General features: G+C 70.9%; 22 protein-coding genes. 14 read left to right on the forward strand and 8 right to left on the reverse strand.

The genetic code is table 11. From position 1 onward, the window contains the following. Positions 1-84 precede the first annotated feature (84 nt). The 6 genes from P2L57_RS07470 (at position 85) to P2L57_RS07495 (ending at position 9,350) form a co-directional block, all read left to right on the forward strand. Positions 85-2,463: a HAMP domain-containing protein gene (locus P2L57_RS07470; protein ID WP_275810261.1), complete on the forward strand. Its 2,379-nt coding sequence runs from the start codon at positions 85-87 to the stop codon at positions 2,461-2,463. Between the two features lie 15 nt (positions 2,464-2,478). Next, positions 2,479-3,921: a poly-gamma-glutamate synthase PgsB gene (pgsB, locus tag P2L57_RS07475; protein ID WP_275810263.1), complete on the forward strand. Its 1,443-nt coding sequence runs from the start codon at positions 2,479-2,481 to the stop codon at positions 3,919-3,921. Beyond that, positions 3,922-4,404 (forward strand): poly-gamma-glutamate biosynthesis protein PgsC/CapC, encoded by a 483-nt coding sequence (locus tag P2L57_RS07480; protein ID WP_275810267.1) that lies wholly within the window; start codon positions 3,922-3,924, stop codon positions 4,402-4,404. Between the two features lie 113 nt (positions 4,405-4,517). Next, on the forward strand, positions 4,518-5,531 hold the full coding sequence (locus P2L57_RS07485; protein ID WP_275810270.1) for an NlpC/P60 family protein: 1,014 nt from the start codon (positions 4,518-4,520) through the stop codon (positions 5,529-5,531). A gap of 54 nt (positions 5,532-5,585) precedes the next feature. Next, positions 5,586-7,490: an ArnT family glycosyltransferase gene (locus P2L57_RS07490; RefSeq protein WP_275810273.1), complete on the forward strand. Its 1,905-nt coding sequence runs from the start codon at positions 5,586-5,588 to the stop codon at positions 7,488-7,490. A gap of 525 nt (positions 7,491-8,015) precedes the next feature. Then, positions 8,016-9,350 (forward strand): alpha/beta hydrolase family protein, encoded by a 1,335-nt coding sequence (locus P2L57_RS07495; protein ID WP_275810276.1) that lies wholly within the window; start codon positions 8,016-8,018, stop codon positions 9,348-9,350. Between the two features lie 134 nt (positions 9,351-9,484). Here the strand turns inward: P2L57_RS07495 and P2L57_RS40610 are convergent, their stop codons facing one another. From P2L57_RS40610 to P2L57_RS07510, 3 genes are all read right to left on the reverse strand, one after another. Then, the gene (locus P2L57_RS40610; RefSeq protein ID WP_372515641.1) at positions 9,485-11,539 is read right to left on the reverse strand and encodes an eCIS core domain-containing protein; all 2,055 of its coding nucleotides are present in this window, start codon (positions 11,537-11,539) and stop codon (positions 9,485-9,487) included. Positions 11,540-11,723: 184 nt separating this feature from the next. Further along, the gene (locus P2L57_RS07505) at positions 11,724-12,989 is read right to left on the reverse strand and encodes an RNA polymerase sigma factor (protein WP_275810279.1); all 1,266 of its coding nucleotides are present in this window, start codon (positions 12,987-12,989) and stop codon (positions 11,724-11,726) included. Positions 12,990-12,999: 10 nt separating this feature from the next. Continuing rightward, on the reverse strand, positions 13,000-13,392 hold the full coding sequence (locus P2L57_RS07510) for a YciI family protein (RefSeq protein ID WP_275811134.1): 393 nt from the start codon (positions 13,390-13,392) through the stop codon (positions 13,000-13,002). 253 nt (positions 13,393-13,645) lie between these two features. On the opposite strand from P2L57_RS07510, the gene P2L57_RS07515 reads away from it, so the two are divergent. Next, a complete protein-coding gene (locus tag P2L57_RS07515) occupies positions 13,646-13,843 on the forward strand; it encodes a hypothetical protein (RefSeq protein WP_275810282.1) in 198 nt (65 codons plus the stop codon). Positions 13,844-14,041: 198 nt separating this feature from the next. Beyond that, complete coding sequence (locus tag P2L57_RS07520) at positions 14,042-14,449, forward strand: VOC family protein (protein ID WP_275810284.1); 408 nt, start codon at positions 14,042-14,044, stop codon at positions 14,447-14,449. A 9-nt stretch (positions 14,450-14,458) separates the two neighbouring features. Here P2L57_RS07520 and P2L57_RS07525 read toward each other — a convergent pair whose 3' ends face one another. From P2L57_RS07525 to P2L57_RS07535, 3 genes are all read right to left on the reverse strand, one after another. Further along, positions 14,459-15,295, reverse strand: coding sequence for a helix-turn-helix transcriptional regulator (locus P2L57_RS07525; RefSeq protein ID WP_275810287.1), 837 nt, complete (start codon positions 15,293-15,295; stop codon positions 14,459-14,461). Positions 15,296-15,312: 17 nt separating this feature from the next. Beyond that, positions 15,313-16,206: an oxidoreductase gene (locus P2L57_RS07530; RefSeq protein ID WP_275810288.1), complete on the reverse strand. Its 894-nt coding sequence runs from the start codon at positions 16,204-16,206 to the stop codon at positions 15,313-15,315. Positions 16,207-16,735: 529 nt separating this feature from the next. Beyond that, a complete protein-coding gene (locus P2L57_RS07535) occupies positions 16,736-17,677 on the reverse strand; it encodes an NAD-dependent epimerase/dehydratase family protein (protein WP_275810291.1) in 942 nt (313 codons plus the stop codon). 503 nt (positions 17,678-18,180) lie between these two features. Between P2L57_RS07535 and P2L57_RS07540 the strand changes: the two genes are divergently transcribed. Next, entirely contained in the window at positions 18,181-19,071 is an 891-nt protein-coding gene (locus P2L57_RS07540; RefSeq protein ID WP_303656068.1) for an aminoglycoside phosphotransferase family protein, read from the forward strand. Between the two features lie 1,128 nt (positions 19,072-20,199). Here the strand turns inward: P2L57_RS07540 and P2L57_RS07545 are convergent. Next, the gene (locus tag P2L57_RS07545) at positions 20,200-20,439 is read right to left on the reverse strand and encodes a chaplin (protein WP_275810297.1); all 240 of its coding nucleotides are present in this window, start codon (positions 20,437-20,439) and stop codon (positions 20,200-20,202) included. 328 nt (positions 20,440-20,767) lie between these two features. Between P2L57_RS07545 and P2L57_RS07550 the strand changes: the two genes are divergently transcribed. From P2L57_RS07550 to P2L57_RS07575, 5 genes are all read left to right on the forward strand, one after another. Continuing rightward, a complete protein-coding gene (locus P2L57_RS07550; protein ID WP_275810300.1) occupies positions 20,768-21,379 on the forward strand; it encodes a malonic semialdehyde reductase in 612 nt (203 codons plus the stop codon). A gap of 696 nt (positions 21,380-22,075) precedes the next feature. Continuing rightward, entirely contained in the window at positions 22,076-22,216 is a 141-nt protein-coding gene (locus tag P2L57_RS07560) for a lasso RiPP family leader peptide-containing protein (RefSeq protein WP_275810303.1), read from the forward strand. Positions 22,217-22,340: 124 nt separating this feature from the next. Then, entirely contained in the window at positions 22,341-24,266 is a 1,926-nt protein-coding gene (locus P2L57_RS07565) for an asparagine synthase-related protein (RefSeq protein ID WP_275810305.1), read from the forward strand. Further along, a complete protein-coding gene (locus P2L57_RS07570; protein WP_275810309.1) occupies positions 24,247-24,504 on the forward strand; it encodes a lasso peptide biosynthesis PqqD family chaperone in 258 nt (85 codons plus the stop codon). Before P2L57_RS07565 ends, P2L57_RS07570 begins: the two co-directional genes overlap by 20 nt. Further along, positions 24,501-24,926 carry a lasso peptide biosynthesis B2 protein gene (locus P2L57_RS07575; RefSeq protein ID WP_275810312.1) on the forward strand — a complete coding sequence of 142 codons (426 nt, stop codon included), beginning with the start codon at positions 24,501-24,503 and terminating at the stop codon, positions 24,924-24,926. The genes P2L57_RS07570 and P2L57_RS07575 overlap by 4 nt, the downstream gene beginning before the upstream one ends. On the opposite strand, the gene P2L57_RS07580 is transcribed toward P2L57_RS07575, so the two are convergent. Beyond that, on the reverse strand, positions 24,892-25,134 hold the full coding sequence (locus P2L57_RS07580) for a hypothetical protein (RefSeq protein WP_275810315.1): 243 nt from the start codon (positions 25,132-25,134) through the stop codon (positions 24,892-24,894). The two genes, P2L57_RS07575 and P2L57_RS07580, sit on opposite strands and share 35 nt — an antisense overlap. Between the last annotated feature and the right edge of the window lie 74 nt (positions 25,135-25,208).

The following is a 25,208-nucleotide window of genomic DNA, read 5'->3' on the forward strand; positions in this document are numbered from 1 at the left end:
CACAGGATCGAAAGTGTGATCGTTGTGTAATCGTCTGCCGCTAAAGTGTGGGCTGATCGAACATTCGGGCGCTAGGCGCCAATCGTGAGAGGACGGCCTGCCCTGCCCACGGTCTCCCGGGCGCCCCGTCGGCACCGCACACGCCGCCGCGCCGACATGCCGCTGCTCGGCGGCGTCCGTCCGCCCATCGCCTCGCTCATCGTGCTGCTGCTGGTGGTCGCCGCCCTCACTGTGGCCGGCCTCGGCAGCGTCCACGGCGAGCAGGTGCCACACGCCGTGCTGGACGGGGAGCAGCAGATCGCCGCCGACATCGCGGTCTCGGTGCGTACGGCGATCGACGCCGAATCGGCCACCGCACGCCGCACCGGCGATTCGTACACGGTGACGGGCAGGACCACCCCGGCGGCGGTGCTCAAGTCGCTGGCCTCCACGCGCAAAGCGGTGCTCGGCGGCGCGCTGCTGGACACACAGTCGGGCAGGACGCTGGCGACCGGCGGTGAGCGGGTGCCGCTGACCGGCGTGGACGCCAAGGCGCCGACCGGCGACCACGGCACGATCCCGCCGCGGCTGGTGACCTCGGGTGCCGGGCAGCGGGTGCTGTACTTCGCCAAGGTCACTCTGCCCGCGCAGAGCGTGGACGCCAACCAGGACCAGAACCCGGACGCCGCCCTGCCGCAGCGCAAGCAGTGGCTGCTGGTGTTCTCCGAGGCGCTGCCCACCCTCACGTCGTACGGCGACGGGCGCACCGCCCAAGTGCGGGACGCGAAGGGGAACGTGCTCGCCACCGCGGCCCGCGGTGCGGCGCAGCCGCTGGACGCGCCCGATCGCGGGCTCACCGCGGCGGCTGGCGCGGCGGTGTCAGCACACGGAACCGGCGCCTCCGGAAGCTTGCTGGGCGCCACCTCGGGCGACCGGAAGACGGTGGCCGGATGGGCGTCGGTCGCCTCCTCGTCCGGCAGCGGCGACGCCAACGGTCTCGGGCTGGTCGTGCTGACCTCCCGCCCGGTTCCCGTCATGGGGCACTCGGTCGACTACTCGCGGTTCGCGCTGGCCGCCGCCGGGGCCCTGGCCGGGATCGCGCTGCTGGTCGGCCTGTTCCTCCGGCTCACCGTGCAGCGGCCGTTGCTGCGGTTGTACCTGTCCGCCGATCGGCTGGCCAGGGGCGCGGGCGAGAGCGGGCCGCGATCCACGGAGGAGCTCGCCCGGCCGGTGCCGGTGCACGGGCTCGGCGAACTGGGCCGGATCGGGCGGGCGTTGGAGTCGCTGCGCCGCCAACTGCTGGGTGAGAGCGGTCCGGAGGAGATACCGGTACGGCGCGGCCCGGGCTGCAGGGCGCTGGCGGTCGTCGCGATGCTGCTGGTGGCCGTTTGGGCGGTGCCGCTCATCTTCCTGCTGAACCGCGCGGATACCGCGACCGCGGTGCCGTCGCTCGCCCTCGCCGATCAGCAGGCGCGCACCGAGATCGCGGCGAACCGGATCAGGCAGTCCCTCGGCGCGTCGTACACCGACCTGACGGACGTGGCGAAGAGCCTGCCCGGCAGGACGACGGCCGCCCAGACCGAGGCCCTGGGGCGCACCCTCGCCGGCCACCACCACTTCCGCTCGCTCTACTTGATCGGCCGCACCGGCGACATCGTGCTGCGGGTCGGCAAGACACCGCTGCGCACCATCGTCCACGTCCCCGACGGCAGCGGGATCACCACCGTCAACACCTCGGGCCGGATCCCGGCGATCGCGGCCTACGCCCAGATCCCGGCCGCCAATGGCAGGGCCCTCGCGGGCGGCGGGGTGGTGCTCTTCGGCGAGATCGACGTGAAGGCGCTCAACTTCGAGCTGCACAGACCGAAGCTGGGCAGCGTCTGGGTGACCGACGCGAAGTACAAGGTGCTGGCGGCGAGCATCGGCTACCGGGCCTTCGAGGCGCTGCCCGGCTCGGGCCTGACCCGGCTCGCCACCTCGACCCAGAGCGCCCCAGGGACCGCGGGCACCGCCACCTCGGCCGTGCTCGGCTCCTCCTCCGGCCCGTCCGTCGCCGCCGCCGCGCCGCTCGCCCAGGGCGGCCCCACCGCCGGGCTCGGCTGGCGGGTGGTGACCGCCGAGCCGGCGGTGGCGCTCCAACTCCCCGCGTTCCAGGCCGAGCAGCGCACCATGCTCGCCGGTGTCCTCGGCCTCACGGTCGGCGTGGCCTGCCTGGGCTGGCTGCACATCGTGGTGATCCGGCCGTTGCGCACCATGGCCGTGCTCGCCGAGCGGCTCGCCGGTGGGGACCGGCGCACCGTGCTGTACCCGGTCAACCACGATGAGGCGGGCTCGGTCACCCGCAACCTGGAGCTGATCCGGCAGGCGCTTGCGGAACGGGGCCGGGTGAGCAGATCCGGCCATGCCTCCGCCGCCCATCCTGGGGTAGCCGCTCAACCCGGCAGCCCCGTCCAGTCCCGGCACACGAGCGCACCCCAGCGGTAGAAGGACGGAATCGACGTGCTCTTCCTCTATCTCGTCCTGCTGTTGTGCTGCACCGGGCTGCTGGTCGCCGGAGTACTGGAGCAGAGGCGGCACTTCGCCTCGCTGGAGCAGATCCCGACGCGGGTGCTGGTCAACGGCATCCGCGGCAAGAGCTCGATCACCCGGCTGTGCGCGGGCGCGCTACGCGGCGGCGGCCTGGTCACCGTCGCCAAGACCACCGGTACGGCCGCCCGGTTCATCCACCCGGACGCCACCGAGGAGCCGGTCTACCGCAAGTTCGGGCTGTCCAACATCGTCGAGCAGATCGGCATCGTGCGGCGGGCAGCGGCGTACCGGCCGGACGCGCTGGTGATCGAGTGCATGGCGGTGATGCCGGCGTTGCAGGAGATCAACCAGGAGAAGCTGATCCGCTCCACCATCGGCGTGCTGTGCAACGTCCGCGAGGACCACCTCGAGGAGATGGGGCCGACCCTCGACGACGTCGCCCGCTCGCTCTCCCGCTCGATGCCGGTCGGCGGGGTCTGTATCACCGCGGAGAAGGAGCGGCTGCACATCCTCGAAGAGGAGGCCGCCAAGCGGAACTGCCGACTGGTCGCGGTCGATCCGGAGACGGTGACCGACGCCGAGTTGCGCGGCTTCAGCTGGTTCACCTTCAAGGAGAACGTGGCGATCGCGCTCGCGGTGGCCGAACTGCTCGGTGTGGAACGGCAGACCGCCCTGCAGGGCATGTGGGACGCCCCGCCGGACCCGGGCGTGCTGTCGGTGGAGCGCTACGCCACACCGGAGGGCAAGCGGCTGCGGTTCGCCAACGTCTTCGCCGCCAACGACCCCGAGTCCACGCTGATGAACGTCAAGCAGCTGGAGGATCTCGGCGCCATTCGGCGGCCGCTGAACGTGGTCATCAACTGCCGCCCGGACCGGGTCGAGCGCAACGGCCAGATGGGCGGGATCGTCTCCGACCTGGCCGCCGAGGTGGTCTTCCTGATCGGGCACCCGGCCAAGAGCGCCCGCGACGCGATTCCCGCGGGCTTCACCGGCCGGGTCGTCGACCTCGGCGGCGACCGTCGCGACCCGGAGGAGCTGACCGCCGCCATCCTCGCCGAACTCGCGCCGAACTCCTCGCTGGTGGCGATCGGCAACATCCACGGCCAGGGCGAGCTGTTCCTGGAGTGCCTCGCCGAGCTGCCGCTCGACGACTCCGACGAGCCGCTCACCTTCGCGTCCGACGGCCTGGACCAGGACACCGTGCAGATCGCGGTCTCCCGGCCGCCCGAGCCGGAGCCGTACAGCTGGGTGGCACCACTGGAGACCCCGGCGTACGGCCTGCATGTCCCCGGACAGCGCGAGCTGGCCCGCCGGTTCGCCGCCCGCCACGGCGACCCGGCCGAGGACGGCGGCGACGGCGAGGCCGACCTGCACCACCCCCACAGTCCGTACCAGCCGACGAGGAACCCGTAAGTGATCCCCGCCAATCTCACCGCACAGACCGCCGCGCTCGGGATCGCCCTGGGGCTGGTCTTCTCGCTGATCTGCTACCTGACCACCAACCTCTCGCCCGGCGGGATGATCACCCCGGGCTGGGTCGCCCTCACACTCGTCACCAATGTGCAGATGGCCGCGATGATGGTGGGCGTCGCGGTGCTGACGTTCTTCGCGACGAAGCTGCTGCAGCGCAACGTGATCCTCTACGGCAAGCGGCTGTTCGCCGCCGTGGTGCTGTGCGCAGTGCTGATGCAGACCACGGTGATGCTCGCGCTCAACCACCAGTTCCCGCTGCTGTACACCTCGCAGACGCTCGGCTTCATCGTGCCGGGCCTCATCTCCTACCAGTTGGTCCGCCAGCCGCTGGCAGCCACCCTCATCTCCACGACGGCGGTGACGCTGGCAACCTACGTGGTGCTGGTCGCCGGCCTGCTGCTCGGCGCCTTGCCGACCGGCTGACCCGCCACCACCCGCTCGCCCCCGCACCACCAGGAGGACGCGCCATGCACCACGACCCCGAACATCGCCCACGGCGCATGAGTCGCCGCACGGTTCTCGGGACGATCGCAGGCGTGGCGGCCGCTGGCGTGGCGGGCGGGTACGCCTGGGACCGCTTCGGCGGCGGCAGACACAGCGAGTCGAGCGGTGGTGCGCCGACCGCGGGCGGGGGCCCGAGCGCGCACCCCACCGACGGCTGCAGCTTCGAGCGGCTGTCCGCCCCGAACCGCACCGTGGTGCGGGCCGCCGACGGCGCCACGCTCGCCACCTTCACCGACGGCGCCCGCACCGCCGTGCTCACCGGGCCCACCCGCCGCTTCACCGAGCCGCGGACCACCACGGCCAAGGTGACCACCGACGCCTGGGTACGGGTGCTGCCCCATGGGTGGCGCCAAGGCATGGAGAAGTCCGCCTGGTTCACGGGCTGGTTCGCCAAGACGCTGCGCGACACCAGCCCCGACGTCTTCGCCGTGGCGTTCCAGTACAGCAGCGCCGGGGCCCCCGACAAGCACAACGCCTCCGGCGTGCGCTACGCGGGAACCGCGCATTTCGGCCCGCGCAACACCGACGTCAGTAACCCGCTGGACTTCGCCTACCACGATGAGAAGTCCGACTTCTATGACTATCTGGGCATTCCCTGGACCTTTCCGGACGGCACACGAGTCGACCCGCGGCAGCCCCGCTACGGCGACATCGACTGCTCCGGCTTTCAACGCCTGGTGTGGGGCTACCGGATGGGCATACCCCTGCACAACACCAACGCCGCGGGTGCGGGTCTGCCTCGCCGCGCCTTCGCCATCGCCGCCTACGGTCCCGGCCGCCTGCTGATCCCCGACACCGGGCGGCAGCCTACCGACATCACTGTCCTGCAACCCGGGGACTTGGTCTTCTTCGCCATCATCAAGTCCGATCCGAAGCTGATCGACCACTGCGGCATGTATCTGGGACTGGACGACAAGGGCCGCCACCGCTTCTACTCCAGCCGCTCCGCCGCCAACGGCCCGACCATGGGCGACCTGTCCGGCCACGCGCTCCTGGACGGCGGCGACTTCTACGCCCGCGGCTTCCGGACGGCCCGCCGCCTGTGACGTCCCGTCATATCCGCACCCGCTGACCCGATCCGTACCCCCGAGGGACCCGCCATGGCCACCATCCCCGCAGCCAAGCCCACCGGCGCGCACCGCCGCCACCGGGCGGCGCCCCGCCGCCCCGGCCGGCGGCAAGCCGCCCTGCGCTGGGAGCGCCCGGCACTCGCGGCGGTGCTCGCCCTCGCCACGGTGCTGTACGCGTGGGGCATCGGGCACGCCGCGATCCACCCCTACTACAGCGCGGCGGTACGGTCGATGGCCACCAGCTGGCGCGCCTTCCTCTTCGGCGGGCTCGACTCCAGCGGTGCGATAACCATCGACAAGCTTCCCGGCGCCTTCTGGCCCGACGCCGTTGCCGTCTGGCTCTTCGGCCCGCACAGTTGGGCGGCCGTGCTCCCGCAGGTCATCGAGGGCGTGCTCACCGTCTACCTGCTCCACCGCATCGTGCGCGCCTGGGCAGGGCCGCTCGCCGCGCTGATCGCCGCACTGGTGCTCACCCTCACCCCGGTCACCGTGGTCCTCAACCGGGCCACGATCCCGGACACCGCGCTCACCCTGCTGCTGGTGGCGGCCGCCGGCGCGCTGCAGAAGGCCGTGTGCACCGGGCGGCTGCTGCCGTTGATCACCTGCGGGGTCTGGGTCGGGCTCGCCTTCCAGACGAAGATGCTGCAAGCGTGGCTGGTGCTGCCGGTCTTCGCCGCGGTCTACCAACTCGCCGCGCCCGGCCCACCGTTGAAGCGGGCCCTGCGCGCCCTGCTGGGCGGTACGACGGCCCTGGCCGTCTCCTGCTTCTGGGTGCTCATCGCCTGGGCGACACCGATCGCCGACCGCCCGTACCTCGACGGAACGTCCAACAACAATCCGTTCAGCCTCGTCTTCGGCTACAACGGCCTGAGCCGCTTCGGCAGCAACCCCACCGCGTTCGGAGCTGTCCCAGGCACCGCGGCCAGCCGCACCACCGGCAACACCGGCTGGGGCATGCTCGTCAACCACGCCATCGGCCCGCAGGTCGCCTGGTTCCTGCCGCTCGCCGTGCTTTCCCTGGTGCTGGGCCTGATGTGGCGCGAGCGCCTGCCGCGCACTGACCTCCTACGCGCGGGATTCGTGCTGTGGGGCGGCTGGCTGGTGGTCCACGCCGTGGTGTTCAGTGCCTCCAACGGCAACCACGCCTACTACACCGCCGTCATCGCGCCGGCGCTCGCCGCGCTCGCCGGCGGCGGGCTCGCCGCCTTCTGGGCCGAGTACGACAGCGGCGGCCCCCGGCGGACCGTGCTGCCCGGCGCGATCGTGCTGACGGTGGTGTGGGCCCTGGTGATCGACTGGCCGACCCGGTTCGCCTCCCGGCTACTGCCGGTCGCCGTGATGCTCGCGCTCTGCGGCGTGCTGGGCCTGTGGACCCGGGGTCCGCGCACCTCCCGGCGGCTGGTGCACGGAGCGCTGGCGGCCGGGGTGGCGGCGACGCTGGTCGTACCGGCCGGGTGGGCCGCCTCCAGCCTCGACCCGCGCTACGCCGGTGCCTCCACCTCGCCGATGGCTGGTCCGGTCGGCACCGCCTACGCCGACCTCGTCCACCACCGCGCCAAGGTCAGCACCATCGGGCTCGACCAGCCGTCCGCCCGCGACACCGCGGTGCTCGGCTACCTCACGGCGCACCGCCACGGCGAGAGGTACCTGCTCGCCACCCAGGCCGCGTACACCGCCGAGCCGCTGCTGCGCGCCTCGGACCAGCCCATGCTCGTCATGGGCGGCTTCACCGGGCGCACCCCCTTCCCCACCGCCCAGCAGCTCGGCGATCTGGTCGCCACGCACCGGCTCCGCTACGCGATGCTCACCACCCAGCGCCCCACCACCCCGGCCACCAGCTGGATCAAGACCCACTGCAGCCGCGTTCCCCCCACCGCCTACGGCCGTACCACCAACGGCAGCTTCACCCTCTACGACTGCCAGCCCTGGGGGTGAACGGCGCCCGTTGTCCGGCACTCTTCGGGCTATCGCAACGACTGCCTCCGCATCGCAGTGCCTGCCGCGATCGCGGCAGCGACGAGCAGCCGGTCCGGCGCGGCGAGCTACGGCACGCCGTTTGCCGCCACGGAGAACTCATTGACCACCACGCCGTAGAAGTGAGCGCTCGGCGCGAACTCCCATACGTCCAGCCCGCGTTCACCGCATAGACAGCTGATGTCCCGTCAGGAGGACTTGGGCTGCGGCAGTTCCCGGTCATGGCGCCGATCGACCTCCCCTGGATGCTGGGCATCTGCGTCCTCCAGGGCACCCGGCAGCGGGCTGGTGCGACGCGCGGCGGGCGGCGTGAGCCGCCGGAACGCCCGCTTCGTACACGGCGGTTGGCTTCACGGCGGCCCGAGTGAGCGGCTGCGATGCGCCGCGGTGGGCAGGGCTGACGAATATGTGGAGGCGGAGTGGCGGTACGGTGTGCGATATCCGATCGCCGGTCGCACGATCGCGGATAACCAAGGGGGTTTCTCCATGCAGCACCGCCGACCGCCCCGCCGGAGCAGACTGCTCTCCAGAGCTGTCGGCACGGCAGGCGCGCTGGCAGTCGTCCTGGGCGCGGGGATAGCGCCCGCGTCGGCCGCCACGAAAGCACCCGGCGCGCCCGCCACCGGATTCTCACCCGACGAGGACGTGCCCTGGGCGCCCACCAAAGACGAGGCACCGCTGCAGCACAAGTCCGTCCACCCGGCGACCACTCACGGCCGCACCGAAGCCGATTCGGTCCAGCTCAACCTCCCTGCGCCGACCGGGCGTTACCCGGTCGGGACGGTCAGCCTCCATCTCGTCGACACGTCCCGTACGGACCCGTATGTGTCCGGCAACACGCCCCGCGAGCTGATGGTCTCCGTCTGGTACCCGGCCGCCGCCACCTCCGGCCACGCGCAGGCGCCGTGGATGCCGCCGGTCTCCGGCGCCAGCTTCCTCGCCTCCCGCGGCCTGTCTCCCGAGCAGGTCTCCCTGCCCGAGACGGCTGGCCATGTACTCGCCCCGGTCGACACCAAGCTCGGCAAGCTGCCCGTCCTGCTCTACTCCACCGGGTTGCACTCCGACCGTGCGATGGGCACCGCCCTCGTCGAGGACCTTGCCAGCCGCGGGTACATCGTCATCACCGTCGACCACACCCACGACGCCAACGAGGTCGAGTTCCCCGGCGGGCGGCTTGAGACCGACGCCATGCCGTCCAACGCGCACTCCTCCCACACGGTCGCCGTGCGCGCGGCGGACATCCACTTCGTCATCAACCAGCTCGCCAGGATCGCCAAGGGCGGTGACCCGGACGTCGACCACACCAAGCTCCCCGCGGGCCTGGCCGGCGCCGTCGACATGTCGCGCATCGGGATGTTCGGCTGGTCGCTGGGCGGCGCGGCGGTGCCGCCCTCCATGCAGCTCGACTCCCGCATCGCCGCCGGCGCCGACCTCGACGGCCAGTTCTTCGGCCCCGCGACCAGGGAGAACCTCAACCGCCCCGTCATGCTCTTCAGTTCGGGCACCCACAACCGCAACGACGACTCCTCGTGGCGCACGTTCTGGTCCCACCTGACCGGCTACCGGCTCGACATCCAACTGAAGGGCTCGGCCCACCTGTCGTTCAGCGACAACGAGACGATGGTCCCCCAGGAGGCGGGTCTCCTGGGACTCTCCCAGTCCGACCTCCAGCAGCAGTTCGGCACCATCGACCCCAACCGCGCCATCAACGTCCAGCGCGTCTACCTCGCCGCGTTCTTCGATCAGCAGCTGCGCGACAAGCACAGCACCCTGCTAGACGGCCCCAACAAGCGATACCCCGAAATCAACTTCGTCCGCTGAGCCCCACACCGCGAAACGGTCGGCCCCCGCCTTGCGAGCACACGCGAGCTGACGCAATGGATGGGGGCACTCGACCGTGCGGGCGGCTGTGATCTATCAGCACCTGGTCGGCGGCCGGGCGGCGAGCCCGCCGGTCAGGACGCGGTGGCTGGCACCTGCTGGCCGGAGTCCAGGACCATCCTGGCGGAGCTGAGGTTGACGGAGTTCGGCAGCATCGCCTGCGGCCGCAGGAGATCCTTGAGGAGGAACTTCATCAGGTCGTCGCCGGACATGGCCTTGAGCGCGGCGGCGAGCTGGGGGTTGACGTCCCCGAGGCGCTGGATCTCCACGATCGCCCGCTCCACCAGCCCCGGCACGATGTCGCTGCCCATCAGCGTGTTGGAACGCAGCCGCTCGGCATGGACCTGGGCCTGCGGGCCGGGGGCTCCATAGGTCATGGCGCTGTGCGGGTCCGACGCCGCCTGGGTCATGGCGTAGGGGATCTGCCCCCTGCGCTCCGGGTTCTGTTCGTTCTCCATCTCTTCCGCGAGCTTGCCGAAGTCCATCTCGGCGCCTCTCGCCCCGACGTCGAACTTCCGCACCGGCAGGGAGAATTCGGGCGAGAAGGTCTCCTCGCGCGTGGCCAGCTTGCTCTGCGTCTGCGCCGGGTCCTGGGGCTTCGCGCGCAGGGTGGGGTATTCGCGCTGGGCGAAGTCGCTGAGCATCAGCCAGCCCTGGGTCATCAGAGGGGACGCGGCCAGCGGAATCTCGATCCGGGCCGGCTCCTCGCCGCCGAACCGCGTCTCGCGGAACGGGCTCCCCGGCACCTCCAGGAAGAAGAACACGAAGCCCTCGTTGGCCAGGACGTGCTTGTCGTACGGCTCCGAGTTGTTCGGTGCGTAGGGGTTCTCGCTGAGCAGTTCGGTCTTCGACTTCATCTGTCCTTGGCCGAGCATCTGCTCGGCCCGGGACCTGGTCGTGTAGTGGCACAGCACGCTCTGCCCGAGCGCGGTCGTCAGCTTGGCCGTGACGTCAGGGACCCAGTTCTGCCCGCCCCGCCCGGTGATCTCCTTGGTCATCCCGGCCCGGTTGAGCTCCGACAGTTCGCGGAAGTAGCTGGGACCTCGCATGCCGAACGCGGCTGCGCTGTCGGCCCAGTCCTGGCGGTTCCACAGCATGCCGTTGTCGGTCATCGCACGGAACGGCCCCCGGGCATCCGGCGGGAGGCTGTCGTCGCGGGTGATCTGGCCCTTGACCAGGTCCAGTTCCGCCTCGACTGCCCCCCGGGCGGCCGTCAGGAAGGGCTGGGTGGCGCCGGTGGCAGTGTCCTCGGCCGGGGTGATCTCGACCTGGAGCCCCAGCAGCGCCACCAGACAGTGCATGGGGTCGCGGTTGGGATCGCTGTCGTAGGCGGCCATGGCGGTCCGCACCCGCGCCGCCAAGGCGTCATTCGGATCCGGTTGTGTACGGGTCAGCGCCTTCCACTTGCCCAACAGCCCTTCGGCACGCGGCGCTTCGGCCGGAAGGGACGAGCTGAGGGGTTCGGGGCCCTTGCGCTGGACGACGGTCCCCGCACCGGACACCGTCGACGGGGTGCCCTCCGTCTCCGAGGCAGCACGCTGTACGGGCGGATGCGCGGCCATGACCCGCGCCGCGGTGGCCTCGGCCTCGCGTTCGAAGCGGTCGCCGGGGTCGCTGACCCGCAGCCCGTCGCCCGTGTCCGTCCCCGCGACCGGCCCCTGCCGCTGCTGGATGACATGGGTCAGCTCATGGGCGAGGGTGTGCTTGTCGTTGGCGCCGTCCGTGATGATCACATGGTTGCCCGAGGTGTAGGCCCGGGCCCCGACCTCGGCGGCGGACCGCTGCGCGAGGGGATCCGTGTGGATCCGTACGTCGGAGAAATCGGCGCCGAGCCGGCTCTCCATCTCCGCACGCAGGGGCTCCTGGAGCGGCTGGCCGGGCGAGCGCAGCACCTGGAGGGCCGTCGAGCGCTGCACCAGCCGGTCCTCGTGGCCGTGGGAGGACCCGCGGCCCGATGCCAGCATGCGCGTCACCACCGCGTTGCCCATGGTCCGCTGGAGGGCGAGCAGCGCCGCTGACACGGGGGGAGCGGCCGAGGGCCGCTGCTGTCCCTCACGCGCCCGCCGGGAACGGGCGGAGGCGTCCGCCCGGGCGTCGGCCGCTGCCTTGTCGTGGGCGGGGATACGCATGAAACATGCCTCTCGGACAGACGCGGTGGGACTGGCACCTGGATACCCCCGAACGCCCGGTCGGTACATGTCCGTTCGGGCATTCCTGGGGGAAGGAATGACTGCACCCGGCTCAGTGCCGCCAGTTCAGTGGCCACCAGAAGAAAGGCGCCCACGCCGAAGTCGGTTCGTGCTGTCGCAGCCGCTACCCCTCGTCCGCCGCTTCCGCCCGCGCGGCCAGCCGGGCGGCGCGCAGGCTGAGGTGGTGCCGCTCCGGGAGACTGGCGGTGCGGCGCGCGGCAGTGCGGTAGTCGGCGACGGCGGACTCCCGATCCCCGGCGAGCTCGTACAGATGGGCGCGGACCGCGTACAGCCGGTGGTGGTCGGCGAGCGCGGGCGGTGGGTCGGCGAGTAGGGCGAGGCCGGCGGCGGGGCCGTGCACCATGGCGGTGGCGACCGCCCGGTTCAGGATGATCAGCGGGTTGTCGGAGATCCGGGCGAGCACCCCGTACAGGGCCAGGATCTGCGGCCAGTCCGTCTCGGCGGCGGTCGGCGCCTCGTCGTGGACGGCCGCGATCGCCGCCTGCACCTGGTACGGGCCGACCGGGCCACGCGGCAGGGCGGCGGTGATCAGTGTGACGCCCTCGGCGATCGCGGCCGTGTCCCAGCGGCCGCGGTCCTGCTCGGCGAGCGGGACGAGTTCGCCGTCCGGGCCGGTGCGGGCGGGCCCGCGCGCCTCGGTGAGCAGCATCAGCGCGAGCAGGCCGGCCACCTCGGCGTTGTCCGGCAGCAGCGTGTGGACGGCCCGGGTGAGGCGGATCGCCTCCTGGGAGAGTTCGACGCGCCGCAGCTCAGGGCCGGTGCTGCTGGCATAGCCCTCGTTGAAGATCAGGTAGAGGACGTGCAGGACTGCGTCCAGCCGGGCCGGCCACTCGGCGGCGTCCGGCATCCGGAACGGCACCCCGGAGGCCTTGATCCGCTGCTTGGCCCGGCTGATCCGCTGGCCCATGGTGGCTTCGGGGACAAGGAAGGCGCGGGCGATCTCGCCGGTGGTCAGGCCGCCCACCGAGCGAAGGGTGAGTGCGATCGCCGAGGCCGGCGACAGCACCGGGTGGCAGCACAGGAACAGCAGCGCGAGGGTGTCGTCGTGCGCGCCCTCGTCCCCGGCGTCGGCCCCGGGCTCGGACCGCCGGTCGGCCGGAACCTGCCCGGCCACCAACTCCTCGCGTCGGCGGCGGGCCTGCTCGCTGCGGACCTGCTCGGTCATCCGGCGGCTCGCGACCTGAACCAGCCAGCCGCGCGGGTTGCGCGGCGCACCCTCGGTCGGCCACTGCGTGGCGGCGTCCAGCAGGGCCTCCTGGACGGCGTCCTCGGCGGCGGCGAAGTCCCCGTAGCGTCGGGTGAGCACGCCGACGACCTGCGGCGCGAGCGTGCGCAGCAGGTCGTCGACCGTCGGTTCGGAGGTCGTCACCGGGGCGTGGTCACAGCTCGGTGGGCGGGGCCGCCATGACCTGGCGCACCTCGATCGGCATGTCGAGCGGCAGCCCGCCCGGGCCGGGAGCGGCGGAGACGGCGGCAGCGATCTCGATCGCCCGCTGCTCGGTGTCGCAGTCCACGATCCACCAGCCGGCCACCCACTCCTTGGTCTCCGGGAACGGGCCCTCGGTGACGACCGGCGCGCCGCCGCTGTGGGAGCGCACGATCCGCGCGGTCTCCGGCATGGCCAGGCCCTGGGCGTCGACCAGCTCGCCGGTGGCGGCGAGGCCGGCATTGGTCTGCTTCATGAACTGGATGTGGGCCTGGATCTCCTCGGGCTTCCACTCGTCGAGCTTGGGGAAGTCGACGTTCTTCTCGCTGAACTGCATCAGCAGCATGTACTTCACGGTTCTGCTCCTCGTTCGTCGTGCCCGCCCCCGGGCGGGGGCTCTCACGGGTAGGTAGAAGCACGCCCGGTGTTTTCGACATCCTCGGCGGGAATCCTCGAATAGAACTTAGCGGCCACCCCTGGGGCCGAGTCCGCAGCGACCACGCGACCCGCAGCGCCTCCGCGGCGGCAGCGGCTTTGCACGTCGGGCCGGGTGCGCCGACGGCCAGCCGTCCGCCGCCACCAACCCGGAGAGCGTGGTCGTGCGGCCGGGCACGAGCACCTTCTACGTCTCCAGCAGTGGCAACGGTTCGGTGCTGATGAGGCACGTCGACTCAGCACGTACCTCGATGTTCCCGCCTGCTGGCGGTGACGGCCGTACGCCGGTGCGGTCCGCATCTGTGGGCAAGGCGTTCCTCGACGATCTCAACTTCGACCGGACAGGCAACGCGCTCGCATAAGACGTCCATGAACTGTCGGTCGGCGAGATCGGCGATGGGGCGGGCACCGCCTGTCCGGAGGACTTCAAGGAGTGCGAGCACCACCCGAGCAAGAGGACTACTCAAGTCGACAAGGCCCTCCGGAATACCGGGCGGTTTCTGTCCAGTATCGACCGTACAGTCTGCCTCACGGCACATCAGATCTCACGGGAGCTTGCCATGCACTTTGCTTCGATCCGCATCATCACGGAGGACGTCGCCCGAACCGTCGAGTTCTACGAGAGGGCCACCGGTCTGGCGGCGAAGCGGTCTACGGACGACTTCGCCGAGATCATCACGCCGAGCGGAACCCTCGCCCTTGCGAGCACCCGCACGGTGCAGGGGCTCGGTGCGCAGGCGCCCCGCCCGGCAGCCAACCACAGTGTGATCGTCGAGTTCCGCGTCGCTGATGTCGACCGCGAGTACGAAAAGCTCAAGAAGTTCGACGTCGAGATCGTGAACGAGCCCACGACCCAGCCCTGGGGGAACCGTTCGCTGCTGTTCAGGGACCCGGACGGCAACCTGGTCAACTTCTTCGCACCGGTCACCTCGGACGCTGTCAAGCGGTACGAGCAGCAGGGCCACTGAGCTTGTCGTTCAACGGCGCTTCGCGCCCGTGTCCGCGATCAGCAGCGCCAGCTTCTCGTAGCTGTCGGTGCCGGGAGTGGCGGTGAAGACCAGCAGAGCCTGGGTGTGGTCCTCGGCAAGCAGGGCCTGGCACTGGAGGTCGAGCAGGCCGACTCGCGGGTGCAGGATGCGCTTGCTGTCGCCGTGCCGGTAGCCGATCTCGTGTCGGCTCCACAATTCGGCGAACTCCGCGCTGACGGGCAGCAGTCGGCGAATCAGCGCGGTGCTGCGTGGGCCCTGGGAACCGCGGACGTGGGCGGTGCGCAGTTGGGAGACGAAGATCCGGCTGTGCAGCTCGTGATCGCCCTCGGGGTAGATCGCGCGGGAGGCCGGATCGGTGAACCAGCGGTAGATCGCGCTGCGCTCCGGGCCGGTGAAGCAGGTCTGGTCACCCAGCAGCGCGACGGCCGGGCGGGTTTGGGCGAGGGTCTCGGAGAGATCGGTGACCACCTGCGCGGGGGTGTCCGCGAGCCGGTCCAGGACCCGCAGTACGGCGGGGCTGACGTGCTCGGCGGACGCGCCGCGCCCGGGGGTGGGGTGGCCGGCCAGCTGGAACAGATGGTCGCGTTCGTCCAGGGTCAGCCGCAGGCCGCGGGCCAGGGCCGCCGCCATCTGCTGGGAGGGCTGCGGGCCGCGTTCCTGTTCCAGCCGGATGTAGTAGTCCACCGACATACCGGCCAGCGTGGCGACGTCCTCGCGGCGCAGGCCGGGGGTGCGGCTGCGCGGGCCCTTGCGCAGCCCGACGTCCTCCGGTTGCAGGGCCTCCCGGCGGCGGCGCAGGAAGTCGGCCAGTTGGGCACGGTCCATGGCGCCATTGTTCCAGCTCAGCTGTTCCCGGCTGCGTGGTCGTAGCGGACACCGGTCAGATCCTCGGACAGCTCCCACAGGCGGCGGGCGGCGACGACGTCGCTGTCTCTCGCGGTGCGCCTCTCGACCCGGGGGCGTTCCCCGCTGCGGCCACCGGGCCCGATGTAGGAGTCGCCGGGCAGGTCCTGGGTGGCCGCGTACAGCGTGGGCAGTGCTCCGTACTCGGGCTGCCGCTGGGCGGTGAAGCGGTAGCCGGCCCGGGTCACCACGCCCTGCAGGCCGCCGATGTGCCGGTCCAGCGGGGTGGCCGCCACCCCCGGGTGTGCGCTCAACGCCCGTACGCGGCCGCCGGATTGAGTGAGGCGACGGTTGAGTTCGAGGGTGAACAACAGGTTGGCGAGCTTGGACTGCCCGTAGGCGCGCATCGGTTGGTAGCGGCGCTGCTGCCAGTTCAGGTCGGCCAGGTGGATCCGCCCGATCCGGGACAGGCCCGAGGAGACGGTGACGATCCGGTCGGTGATCCGGGGCAGCAGAAGGTTGGTGAGCGCGAAGTGGCCCAGGTGGTTGGTGCCGATGTGCAGTTCGAAACCGTCGGCGGTCCGGCCCGGCGGCACGGCCATGATCCCGGCGTTGTTGACCAGCAGGTCCAGCGGCCCGGACCAGGCCGCGGCGAAGTCCCGTACCGAGGCCAGGTTTGCCAGGTCCAGCTCGCGGACCTCGGTGTCGCCGGCGATGGCCGCGGCGACCGTCCGCCCCTTGGCCGGGTCGCGGACGGCCAGTACTACCCGCGCCCCGGCCCTGGCCAGTTCGCGGGCGGTGACCATGCCCAGCCCGCTGGAGGCTCCGGTGACCACGGCCGTACGTCCGGTCAGGTCTGGCAGCGGGGCGGGGGTCCAGGTCTCGGTGGCCATGGGATGTCCTTCGCGGTGGTGGAGCGTCCGGTTCAGCAGCCACTCTCCGCCCACCCCCGCGTCCGGTGGGAGAGGAGCGTTGATCCTTGGCACAGCAGTACATGGCAAGCCTCGCCCTTCTCGGAGCACGGACGCGCCCGATCGACGTCCGGTTGGGATCAGCGTTTCCCGGACGCTGGGCGTGGCGAACTCGAAGCCGATCCGGGCCGCAGCGTTCAGCGCGCCGGCCGCAGCCCGGGTCCGACGGGGTGCCCCGGTAGACGGCTCGGTTTGCAACACTCTCCGGAGCAGTCCTGCTGGTGGCCGCCTTGCGGCCTACTCGAAAAGCCACGGAGCCGGTACCGGATGACATCCTGGAGTCAGCCGCTCGGCGACCATGACGGACTTCCCCTGGAGCGCTGGATACCGACCCTCCCGTGAGAGGCCGACGTGGCGTAAGCCGGTCCAGGACGGGCCGGGCTGGACAGCCCCGGCCACGTCGCATCGTTTCGTTGTCAGACGGCCTGCACCGCGTCCGCTGCCGCAGATGTCACCCAGTGGTGGCCAGTCGCTCACGCCACCAGCCCACCGTCGCCTTGACCTGCTCATCGACGGGGGTGGCTCGTACCGCGAATTCGGCTTCGTAAGCGCTCGAGTCAACTACGAACGGACGGTCGAACTGGTAACGGATCTCCTTGAGTTCGCGGATCAGCGGGGAGAACACCGACGCGACACCCAGCACGGCGGGGGACATCCGCCGCACCGCGACCGGGCCCGTTTTCGACTGAGCGGCAAGGCGGTCGACCATTTCCCGGGTGGACAGTGCGGGCTCCGTCGGGACGTGCCAGGCCCGCCCCCAGGCCCGTTCCTCGCCCGTGATCTCGACCAGGGCCCTGGCCACATCGGGGAGATAGCTCCAGCTGTGCGGGGCGTCCGGGTCCCCGAGTGTGGAGACCGGCTTGCCGCGCAGCAGTCGTGGCATGACCCGCGCGGCCAGGTGTCCACCGTCGGTCACACCGGGCCCGAAGAAGTCCGAGGCCCGTACCTCGACCGCCCTGATACGGCCCTGCTCATGGAGTTTCCGCGCCCGCTCCCAAACGGTGGCGCGTACCCGCCCCTTGGGGCCGGTCGCCGCGAGCGGCAACTCCTCGGACATGGGACCGTCCACCGGACCGTAGCCGTAGAGGTTGCCCAACATGACCAGGACCGCCCCGGTCGCCTCGGCCGCCGCGCAGACCGACGAGGCCAGCGGCGGCCATTCACTCGCCCAGCGATGGTAGGGCGGTGCGGCACAGCTGTAGATCGCGGCCGCGCCCTGCACGGCCTCGATCAGCCGCCTGCTGTCCGTCGCGTCCAACGCGATGTGCTCGATGCCGGGCTCCGGGCTTCGGCCCGACTTGGTGACAACCCGTACCGAATGGCCCTTTTCGGCCAGCAGCCGAGCAGTGGCCGCCCCGGCGGGCCCGCATCCCATAACCACATAGAGGCTCACGCGTGCACACTAGCGCGAGTGCGTTTTGCTCGTGTGTCAGGTGTCTCAAGGGTGCGCCACGCGGAGATGGATGCCCATGGTCTCGGTCAACTTCACAGCCGTCCCGGAGCCACCGGCCTCCAGAGCGACCGCACGCCGGCGCTTGATCTGGCAAGGTGCGCAGGACCGGACGGTGCCCCACGCTCACGGCCGTTGAGTGGCGAGCCGGTTGTCCGGTACCACCGTCCATCTCAAGCCGACCGAGGGTCACCTGTCACAACGCCCTCGCCTCGTCGTTGGTCAGCCCGTGACGTCGGCGGGCCGCGGCGAGCTCGGCCGATCGCTCGCCCAGCGCGCGTAGTTGGGCCCCCGAACCCTCGTTGTGTGAGCGGCGGCAGCTGATCGAAAAGCCGTGGCAACGATTCGAACACGCCCGATAGGCTCCGCACCCGCAGCGGTACCGCGCCAACGCCCGCAGCACTTACGAGCGTTCCCCGCCAAGGAGTTACGTGCCCGACACGAAGATGCATGCCGACGAGGTCGACATCGACGCATCACTCGTAGGCCGTCTGATCGCAGCACAGTTCCCGCGATGGGCCGCGTTGCCCATCGCCGAGGTGTACTCCGCCGGCACCGACAACGCCATGTACCGACTGGGCGACAACATGGTCGTGCGACTGCCACGGATTCCCGGCGCGGCACGACAGGTCGCCAAGGAGCAGCGCTGGCTGCCGTACCTTGCTCCGTACCTCCCGCTGGACGTGCCGGTGCCCCTCGCCAAGGGCGTGCCGGGCGAGGGCTATGACCTGCCCTGGTCGGTGTATCGCTGGCTCGACGGCGACACCGCCTACGACGAGCCCCTCGCCGATCCGCACCAAGCTGCCGCCGACTTGGGCCGCTTCGTCACGGCTCTACGGCAGGTCGACGCCACCGGCGGGCCGGTGTCCTCTCGCGGCGGGCCGGTGATGACCCGCGACGAAGACGTGCGGGCCGCCATCCGGGACTTGGGCGCGGACGGCACGGTGGACGCGGCCGCCGTCACCGCCGCATGGGAGGAAGTCCTGCGGCTGCCGCAATGGGACGGCGAACCCGTCTGGATCCACAGCGACCTGCTGCCGGGAAACCTGCTGGTGCGCAACGGCAGACTCAGCGCCGTCATCGACTTCGGCGTACTGGGCGTCGGCGATCCCGCATGCGACATGATGGCTGCCTGGACCCTGCTCCCGGCCGAGACCCGCGATCTGTTCCGCGAGGCCGCAGCGGTCGACGACGCGACCTGGGCGCGAGGGCGCGGCTGGGCCCTGTGCTTCGGACTCACGGCCGAGCACTACTACCGCGTCAAGAACCCGGTACTCGCCAGCGTGGGCCGACGCGCGATGTTCCAGGCTCTCGCCGACTATCAGCAGCCCGCTTGACCCCACCAGGCACACCGTGCGTCCGGGCACAGGCCGCTCCTGCGGCCGCGACCCTGTTCGCGCGTGCTGTTGACGGTACACCGCCGCTGTACCCACGGGCGCGGCCCGACTTGCCAATATGGCAGCGGAGTTCGGCGCTGGCCTGGGCGGTCGGCATGCCTCGGCTCACCACTGGCGCGGACCGCGCTGTGCGTGTGTCAGTCGACGGCGGGCTCGGGCGTAGCGCGGGCGATGGTGGCCGCCACGGTCGTGCAGGCGAAGCGCACCACGGAGCGCGGCTCGGCGTTCGAGGCGACGGCGCGGCTGAGTACCGCCACGACTGGTTGACCGCGACGACGAACATGGCCAGCTCATCGAGCACTTGAGGCTCGGCCGAGGAGTCCGCCAGTGCCGCGCGCACCCGTTGGCGCTGGGTGTCGAGCAGGGCGCGCACATGGCTGCTGTTCTCCTCCTTCGCTGTCGGTGACTGCGCGGCGGACTGCGCGATGAGGATCCCGCAGGGACCTCTGGGTCGGCGATCGCGCCAGGAAGACGTCGAAGAACGCCACCACCGCGCGCACCGCATCTTCGGGGTGCACCGCGAGCGCCTGCTCGTACCGGGCGCCGTAGGCCGACGCACAGCGGTCGGGGCACTGGCGGAACAGGGCGTACCTGCCCGCCGAAGGCGCCGTGAGGGGCCCGCGGCCGAGACCGGTGGCGGACCCCAGGGCATCGAGCGAGGGGTACGCGTAGCCGCGCTGCCGGAACACGCGCTTCGCCCGGTCCAACGCCTCGTCAACGTCGAACTGCTTCCGGCCCGGCATTCCGCACCTTGTGCCGTTCGGAAACTCGTTGCTCCTGGTCGCTGTTTGCAGTCGTTGAGCAGTTCGCCAGGGACACGAGTTCGGTGTGACCGCCAGTGGTGCTCAGGTTCGTCAACGACGGGGAGTGCATGTGATCGAGGTGCTCACGCCGCGAATTTCCGATGACCGCTCGTGGCGGCGCACCGGAATCTCAGCGTCCGCACGGATGAGGTGTTCGGCAGGGGCTAAGCAGGCGACGGCGCCCACCCGAGGGAACAGCTGGTGGGCGCCGTACGCAATCCGCCTCCGCGGCGGTGCAACCCCCGTGGGGAGCACCCCGCGGCCACTACTCGTTGACGCAGAGGTTGCCGTAGGTCGGGTTCAGGAGGCCGACAGCGTTGATGGTGTTCCCGCAGATGTTGAGGGGGACCTCGATCGGGACCTGGATGACGTTGCCGGAGATGACCCCCGGAGATCCGACCGCGGCGGCACCGCCACTTGCGTTGGCTGAGGCCACCCCGGCCGCGCCCGTGACGGCCATCCCGGTAGCGGCGGTAAGCACGAGCGCCTTCGCGATACGCGGCATGCTCTCTAGTCCTTTCATGCATGAAGATCAGAGGATCACGCTTCCCGCCGATGGGATACGGCAGGGAACCTGAACAACGCGCAGCAGCTCGATTTGACGCGCAGTTCCCCTCGAACAGGTGAATAGCGGGGTGCTATCGGCGCCGGAGAACTGGTTGAGCGGAGCGATGAGGCTTCGTGCTGCCCGACGCGTCGGTCGACAGCACGCGTGTCCGCTGCGCGTCGGTTGTGCCGAGGTAGGCACGTTTGGAAATAGTTGAAAGTTCATCTACGTTGGATGGGTGAGCGACGCCCCGGTCGCTCCTGTTCCATCACGAGGTGCTGCTTCCATGACGATCGCCGACCGCGGCCTGCTGTCTCTCGACCCCGCCGCCCAGGACCTGCTGTTCCGCGAGGCCCGCACGGCCAACACCTTCACCGACGAGCCCGTCACCGACGAGCAGATCAGGGCCGTCTACGACCTGGTCAAGTACGCCCCGACGGCCTTCAACCAGCAGCCGATGCGCATCGTCCTGGTCCGCTCCGCCGAGGCCCGCGAGCGCCTGGTCTCCCACCTGGCCGACGGCAACAAGGAGAAGACCGCCAAGGCCCCGCTGGTCGCCATCCTGGCCGCCGACCACGAATTCCACCAGGAGCTCCCGCGGGTCTTCCCCCACTTCCCGCAGGCAAAGGACGTCTTCTTCGGCGAGCGCCCGGTGCGGGAGCAGGCCGGCTCCTTCAACACCGCACTCCAGATCGGCTACTTCATTCTCGGCGTGCGCGCGGCCGGCCTTGCCGCCGGGCCGATGACCGGCTTCGACGCCGACGGCCTCAGCAAGGAGTTCTTCCCGGACGGTGACCACCGGGCGCTGGCCGTGGTGAACATAGGCAAGCCGGGCGAGAACGCCTGGCGCCCTCGCTCCCCGCGTCTGGAGTACGACGAGGTGGTCACCACCGTCTGACCCTGCCGCAGCCTCCCTGCCACCATCACCCTCATCCGGTGAGCGTGACTGCGCGCGGCGCGGCGTCGGGTCGACGCCGCGCCGCCCGCTACGCAGCCGCACAGCCGGCCCCATCGAACGCCGCCCGGGAGAGCGGGCGTGGGTGGACGCGGCTCGACCATCGCGACTGGCCATGCCTGTTCCGTATCGGCCCATACGGAACAGTCTTGGACGTAGACGCGGACCGTTCCCGGTGTGGTGGCGTCGGCCCGTCGTGTTCTGGCGCCAAGTCGATTCGAGCCAGCCACAACAGATTTGACTGCACGTCAATTTCGCGGCGAGGAGCGTGGCCAGGGGGCGTGCGGCGCCTGCACGGTGCTGGTCGATGGCGAGCGAATCCTGTCGTGTCTCGCCTTGGCGGTCCAGTGCGACGGACGTTCAGTCGCCACGGTTGAGGGGCTTGGAGCAGGTGGCGCGCACAACGGCATCGGCCCCCTCCTTTGGCGCTGGCACCCCACCGGTACATCGGTGGCGCTATTACCCAGTTCATAGGTAAATAAACATGCTTGAGTCATATTCACCGCTAATTGATGACAAAACGTAAGCCGCCAGGGTGGCTTACGGCCAATCGGTGTGGCGCACCTTGACGTGTGCAGGTGTCAATGGTCTGGAGGGAAGCGGAAGACCCGCTCCCGGGAACCGGAGGATGTGATCACCATGAGCGAGACACTGGCCACCGAGTCCGCCGACGTCTACGAGCCCCCGATGCTGGCGGAAGCCGGCGACTACACCGAGCTCACCCAGGGAGTCGAAGGGATTACGCCGGAGGGGTACCACGCCCACTGGGTCGGCGTGTAATCGCGTGCCGGGTGCTGGCTCCGCCCCTCGCTGGGCGAGGGTCGGCACCCGGCCGCGACCCGCGCGACTCGTTCCGGAGTCGCCTCCTGCCACTCGCGCCCGCCTCACTGCACTGGACAGGCCCATGGGTTCCACCCCCACCTGGTTCGTCGTTCTTCCGGACCGCGAGATCCACCCCGATGTCATGCGGCGGCTGCGGCAGCGCGCCTTGCAGCTCGTCGCGCACCCTTCCGGGCGGCCGTGGCTGGTCGGCGCCTGGTCGCCCGGCGAGCTGACGGTCGTCGCCGCCGGGGAGGTACGGCTGGCCGTCGCCGGGACGTGCTCGCTCACCACCGAGGAGTTGACCGAACGGGCCAGGCGCGTGCGCGGCCTCGCGGCCGTCGAGAGCGAACTGTCCAAAGCCCATGGCAGCTTTCACGTCATCGCCTCCGTCGGTGGCCACACCTACGTCCGCGGGACCCTGTCCGGGGAGCGGCGGGTGTACCTGGCGTCGGTCGAGGGCGGCACCGTGTGCGCCGACCGCGCCCGCACCCTGGCCTGGCTCACCAGTGCCGAACTGGATGCCGCACAGCTCGCCGTGCGCCTCACCGGCTTCACCGCACCGCACCCACTGGCCGGTGGCGGGTTGTGGCGCGGTGTCCACGGCGTCGTCCCGGGTGAGGCGCTACACCTGGAACCAGGCGGTCAGTGGCATACGGCCTGGTGGTGGCAGGCGCCCGAGAGCGAGCTGCCGCTCGCCGAGGCCGCTCCCGCCCTTCGGCAGGCGCTGCGTGCGGCCGTGGCGCTTCGGGTGCGGCCAGGGGAGGTGCTGGGCGCCGACCTGTCCGGAGGCATGGACTCCACCTCCCTGTGCTTTCTGGCCGCCGAGGCCGGGGCCCGCCTGGTCGCCGCCACCCTGCACTGGACGGCGCCCGGCAACGAGGACCACGTCTACGCTCGGCACGCGTCCGAACACCTGCCCAGCGCCGAGCACTTGCTGTTCCCCTCCGCCGAGCTGCCCGCCCATTTCACCGGGCTCGATGACCGCCGCGACGCCGGCGACGAGCCGTCGGCCGGCCTGCGAGACCGAGCCCAGCAGCACCACCTGGCGGAGGCGATGCGGCTGCGCGGGGCCGTCCGCCGGCTGTCAGGGCACGGCGGCGACCATGTCGTCCAGCCGCCGGACGCCTACCTGCACGGGCTGCTGCGCCGCTCCCCGCTGGTGGGACTGCGGCATGCCGCCGGTCTGCGGGCCCGCCGCCGCTGGCGACTGACCGCCGGTGTGCGCATGCTGCTCGACCGGCGTTCATACGGGTCCTGGCTGGCCGGGACGGCCGGGCAGCTGCGGGCCGCGCCGGCACGCGGTGCGGTCTGCGCACCGCAAGGGTGGGGACTGCGGCCACAACTTCCGCCATGGGCCAGCGACCAGGCCGCCGACCTGCTCGGCGAGCTGTTGCGTGCCGCGGCCCGCGACGCCGAGCCGCTGGCCGCCGAGCGCGGCCAGCACGCCTGGATTCGTCAGGCACAGGAAGCGGGACGGATTGCCGGGCACCTTGCGTTCGAGACGGTGGCCGCGGGCCTGCCCGCGCACAGCCCGTTCTGTGACGACGCCGTGATCAACGCCTGTCTGGCGGCCCGGCCGCACGAGGCGGCGACCCCGTGGTCGTACAAACCACTGCTCGCCGCCGCGATGGACGGCCTGGTGCCCGCTCGCATCCTGCGCCGGACCACCAAGGACCACTGCGGCGTCGAGTGGCAACAGGGCCTGCGGCTGCACCGGCGCGACCTGGCCGCGTGGGCTGAGGACTCCCGGCTGGTGGCCGCGGGCGTCGCCGACGAGGAGCTGCTGCGGCGAGTCCTGCTCTCCCCGGGCCTGCTGCGAGGTGGAGCCCCCTCGCTGGAGTCCACGTTGGGTGCCGAGGCATGGCTGCGGGACCTGGAGGCGCAACCCGTCCCGGCTCACCTGAGTCGACCCGGTGTGGCCCGACCCGATCCGGACCGGGTGGACCGGTCTGCCCCGAGCACAAGTACACGCACAGAGGAGCACCACGTTGAGCCGACTACGTTCTGACGTCACCGCATGCCCGACCGACGACGGCATGGTTCTGCTGGATGAGCGCCGGGGGTGCTACTGGCAACTCAACGGCACCGGCGCCCTCGTCGTCCAGGCCCTTCTCGACGGCGCCACGCCTCAGCAGGTGGCCGATCAGCTCGCCCGGACGCGGCCGGTGAGCCAAGAGCGCGCAGCCGCCGATGTCGCGGCGTTGGTGGACCAGCTCACGCGGGCGAAGCTGGTGACCGCCCCGTGAGCCAGGTCCTGGACACCAGCGAGAATCGGCCGCCGCTGGGCCGCCGCCTCGCCGCCCGAGCCGCGGTCGCCGCCGCGCATCTCATCGCCCGGCTGCCGCCGCGCCGCATTCGCGCAGTGCTGCATCTGCTACGCCGTGGGGCCGAGCCCGCCGACTACGCCGAGGCGCTGCGGGCACGGCAGGAGGTGACGGCCACCAGCACGCTGTGCGCCGGGCGCTATTGCCTGCAGCGTTCGCTGGCCACGGCCCTGCTGTGTCGGCTGGGCGGCAGTTGGCCCACGTGGTGCTCAGGCGTGCGTACGCCGCCGTTCGCCGCGCACGCCTGGGTGGAAGCCGAGGGCCGACGCGTCGGCGAGCCGGAGGACACCGCGACCTACCGAGCGATGATCAGTGTGTCGCCGCCGGGTGCCAACTCCACTTGAGCGGAGGCCAGTTGGTGTCCATGGCGTGCTGCCGGACGGTCGTGTCCAGCAGTACGTACCGGCCAGGGTCGGGCTTCGGCGCGACGCCCTTGAGCGTGACCAGGGGGATGTCGCCTGCCTGCGTACGCGCACAGATCCGGGAGTTCTCGGAGAGTCGATCGAGCTTGATCGTCTGAGTGAAGTGCGTGTCCTGGCGGCAGGTGTTCAACGAACCCTTCTCAGACTTGTCCAGTAGGACGAGTCGGGTGTTGTACGAACCGAAGTTGCGACTCGACCGGTCGC

Source organism: Streptantibioticus ferralitis, from assembly GCF_029223525.1.
In the GTDB taxonomy this organism is placed as follows: domain Bacteria; phylum Actinomycetota; class Actinomycetes; order Streptomycetales; family Streptomycetaceae; genus Streptantibioticus_A; species Streptantibioticus_A ferralitis.

Coding starts and splice junctions, on each gene's coding strand:
- P2L57_RS07545 (WP_275810297.1), bottom strand. CDS start 20,439: ATGCCGCGTATCGCGAAGGCGCTCGTGCTTACCGCCGCTACCGGGATG.
- P2L57_RS07560 (WP_275810303.1), top strand. CDS start 22,076: ATGAGCGAGACACTGGCCACCGAGTCCGCCGACGTCTACGAGCCCCCG.
- P2L57_RS07495 (WP_275810276.1), top strand. CDS start 8,016: ATGCAGCACCGCCGACCGCCCCGCCGGAGCAGACTGCTCTCCAGAGCT.
- P2L57_RS07550 (WP_275810300.1), top strand. CDS start 20,768: ATGACGATCGCCGACCGCGGCCTGCTGTCTCTCGACCCCGCCGCCCAG.
- P2L57_RS07530 (WP_275810288.1), bottom strand. CDS start 16,206: ATGGCCACCGAGACCTGGACCCCCGCCCCGCTGCCAGACCTGACCGGA.
- P2L57_RS07490 (WP_275810273.1), top strand. CDS start 5,586: ATGGCCACCATCCCCGCAGCCAAGCCCACCGGCGCGCACCGCCGCCAC.
- P2L57_RS07565 (WP_275810305.1), top strand. CDS start 22,341: ATGGGTTCCACCCCCACCTGGTTCGTCGTTCTTCCGGACCGCGAGATC.
- P2L57_RS07510 (WP_275811134.1), bottom strand. CDS start 13,392: ATGCTGCTGATGCAGTTCAGCGAGAAGAACGTCGACTTCCCCAAGCTC.
- P2L57_RS07540 (WP_303656068.1), top strand. CDS start 18,181: ATGCATGCCGACGAGGTCGACATCGACGCATCACTCGTAGGCCGTCTG.
- P2L57_RS07520 (WP_275810284.1), top strand. CDS start 14,042: ATGCACTTTGCTTCGATCCGCATCATCACGGAGGACGTCGCCCGAACC.
- P2L57_RS07525 (WP_275810287.1), bottom strand. CDS start 15,295: ATGGACCGTGCCCAACTGGCCGACTTCCTGCGCCGCCGCCGGGAGGCC.
- P2L57_RS40610 (WP_372515641.1), bottom strand. CDS start 11,539: ATGCGTATCCCCGCCCACGACAAGGCAGCGGCCGACGCCCGGGCGGAC.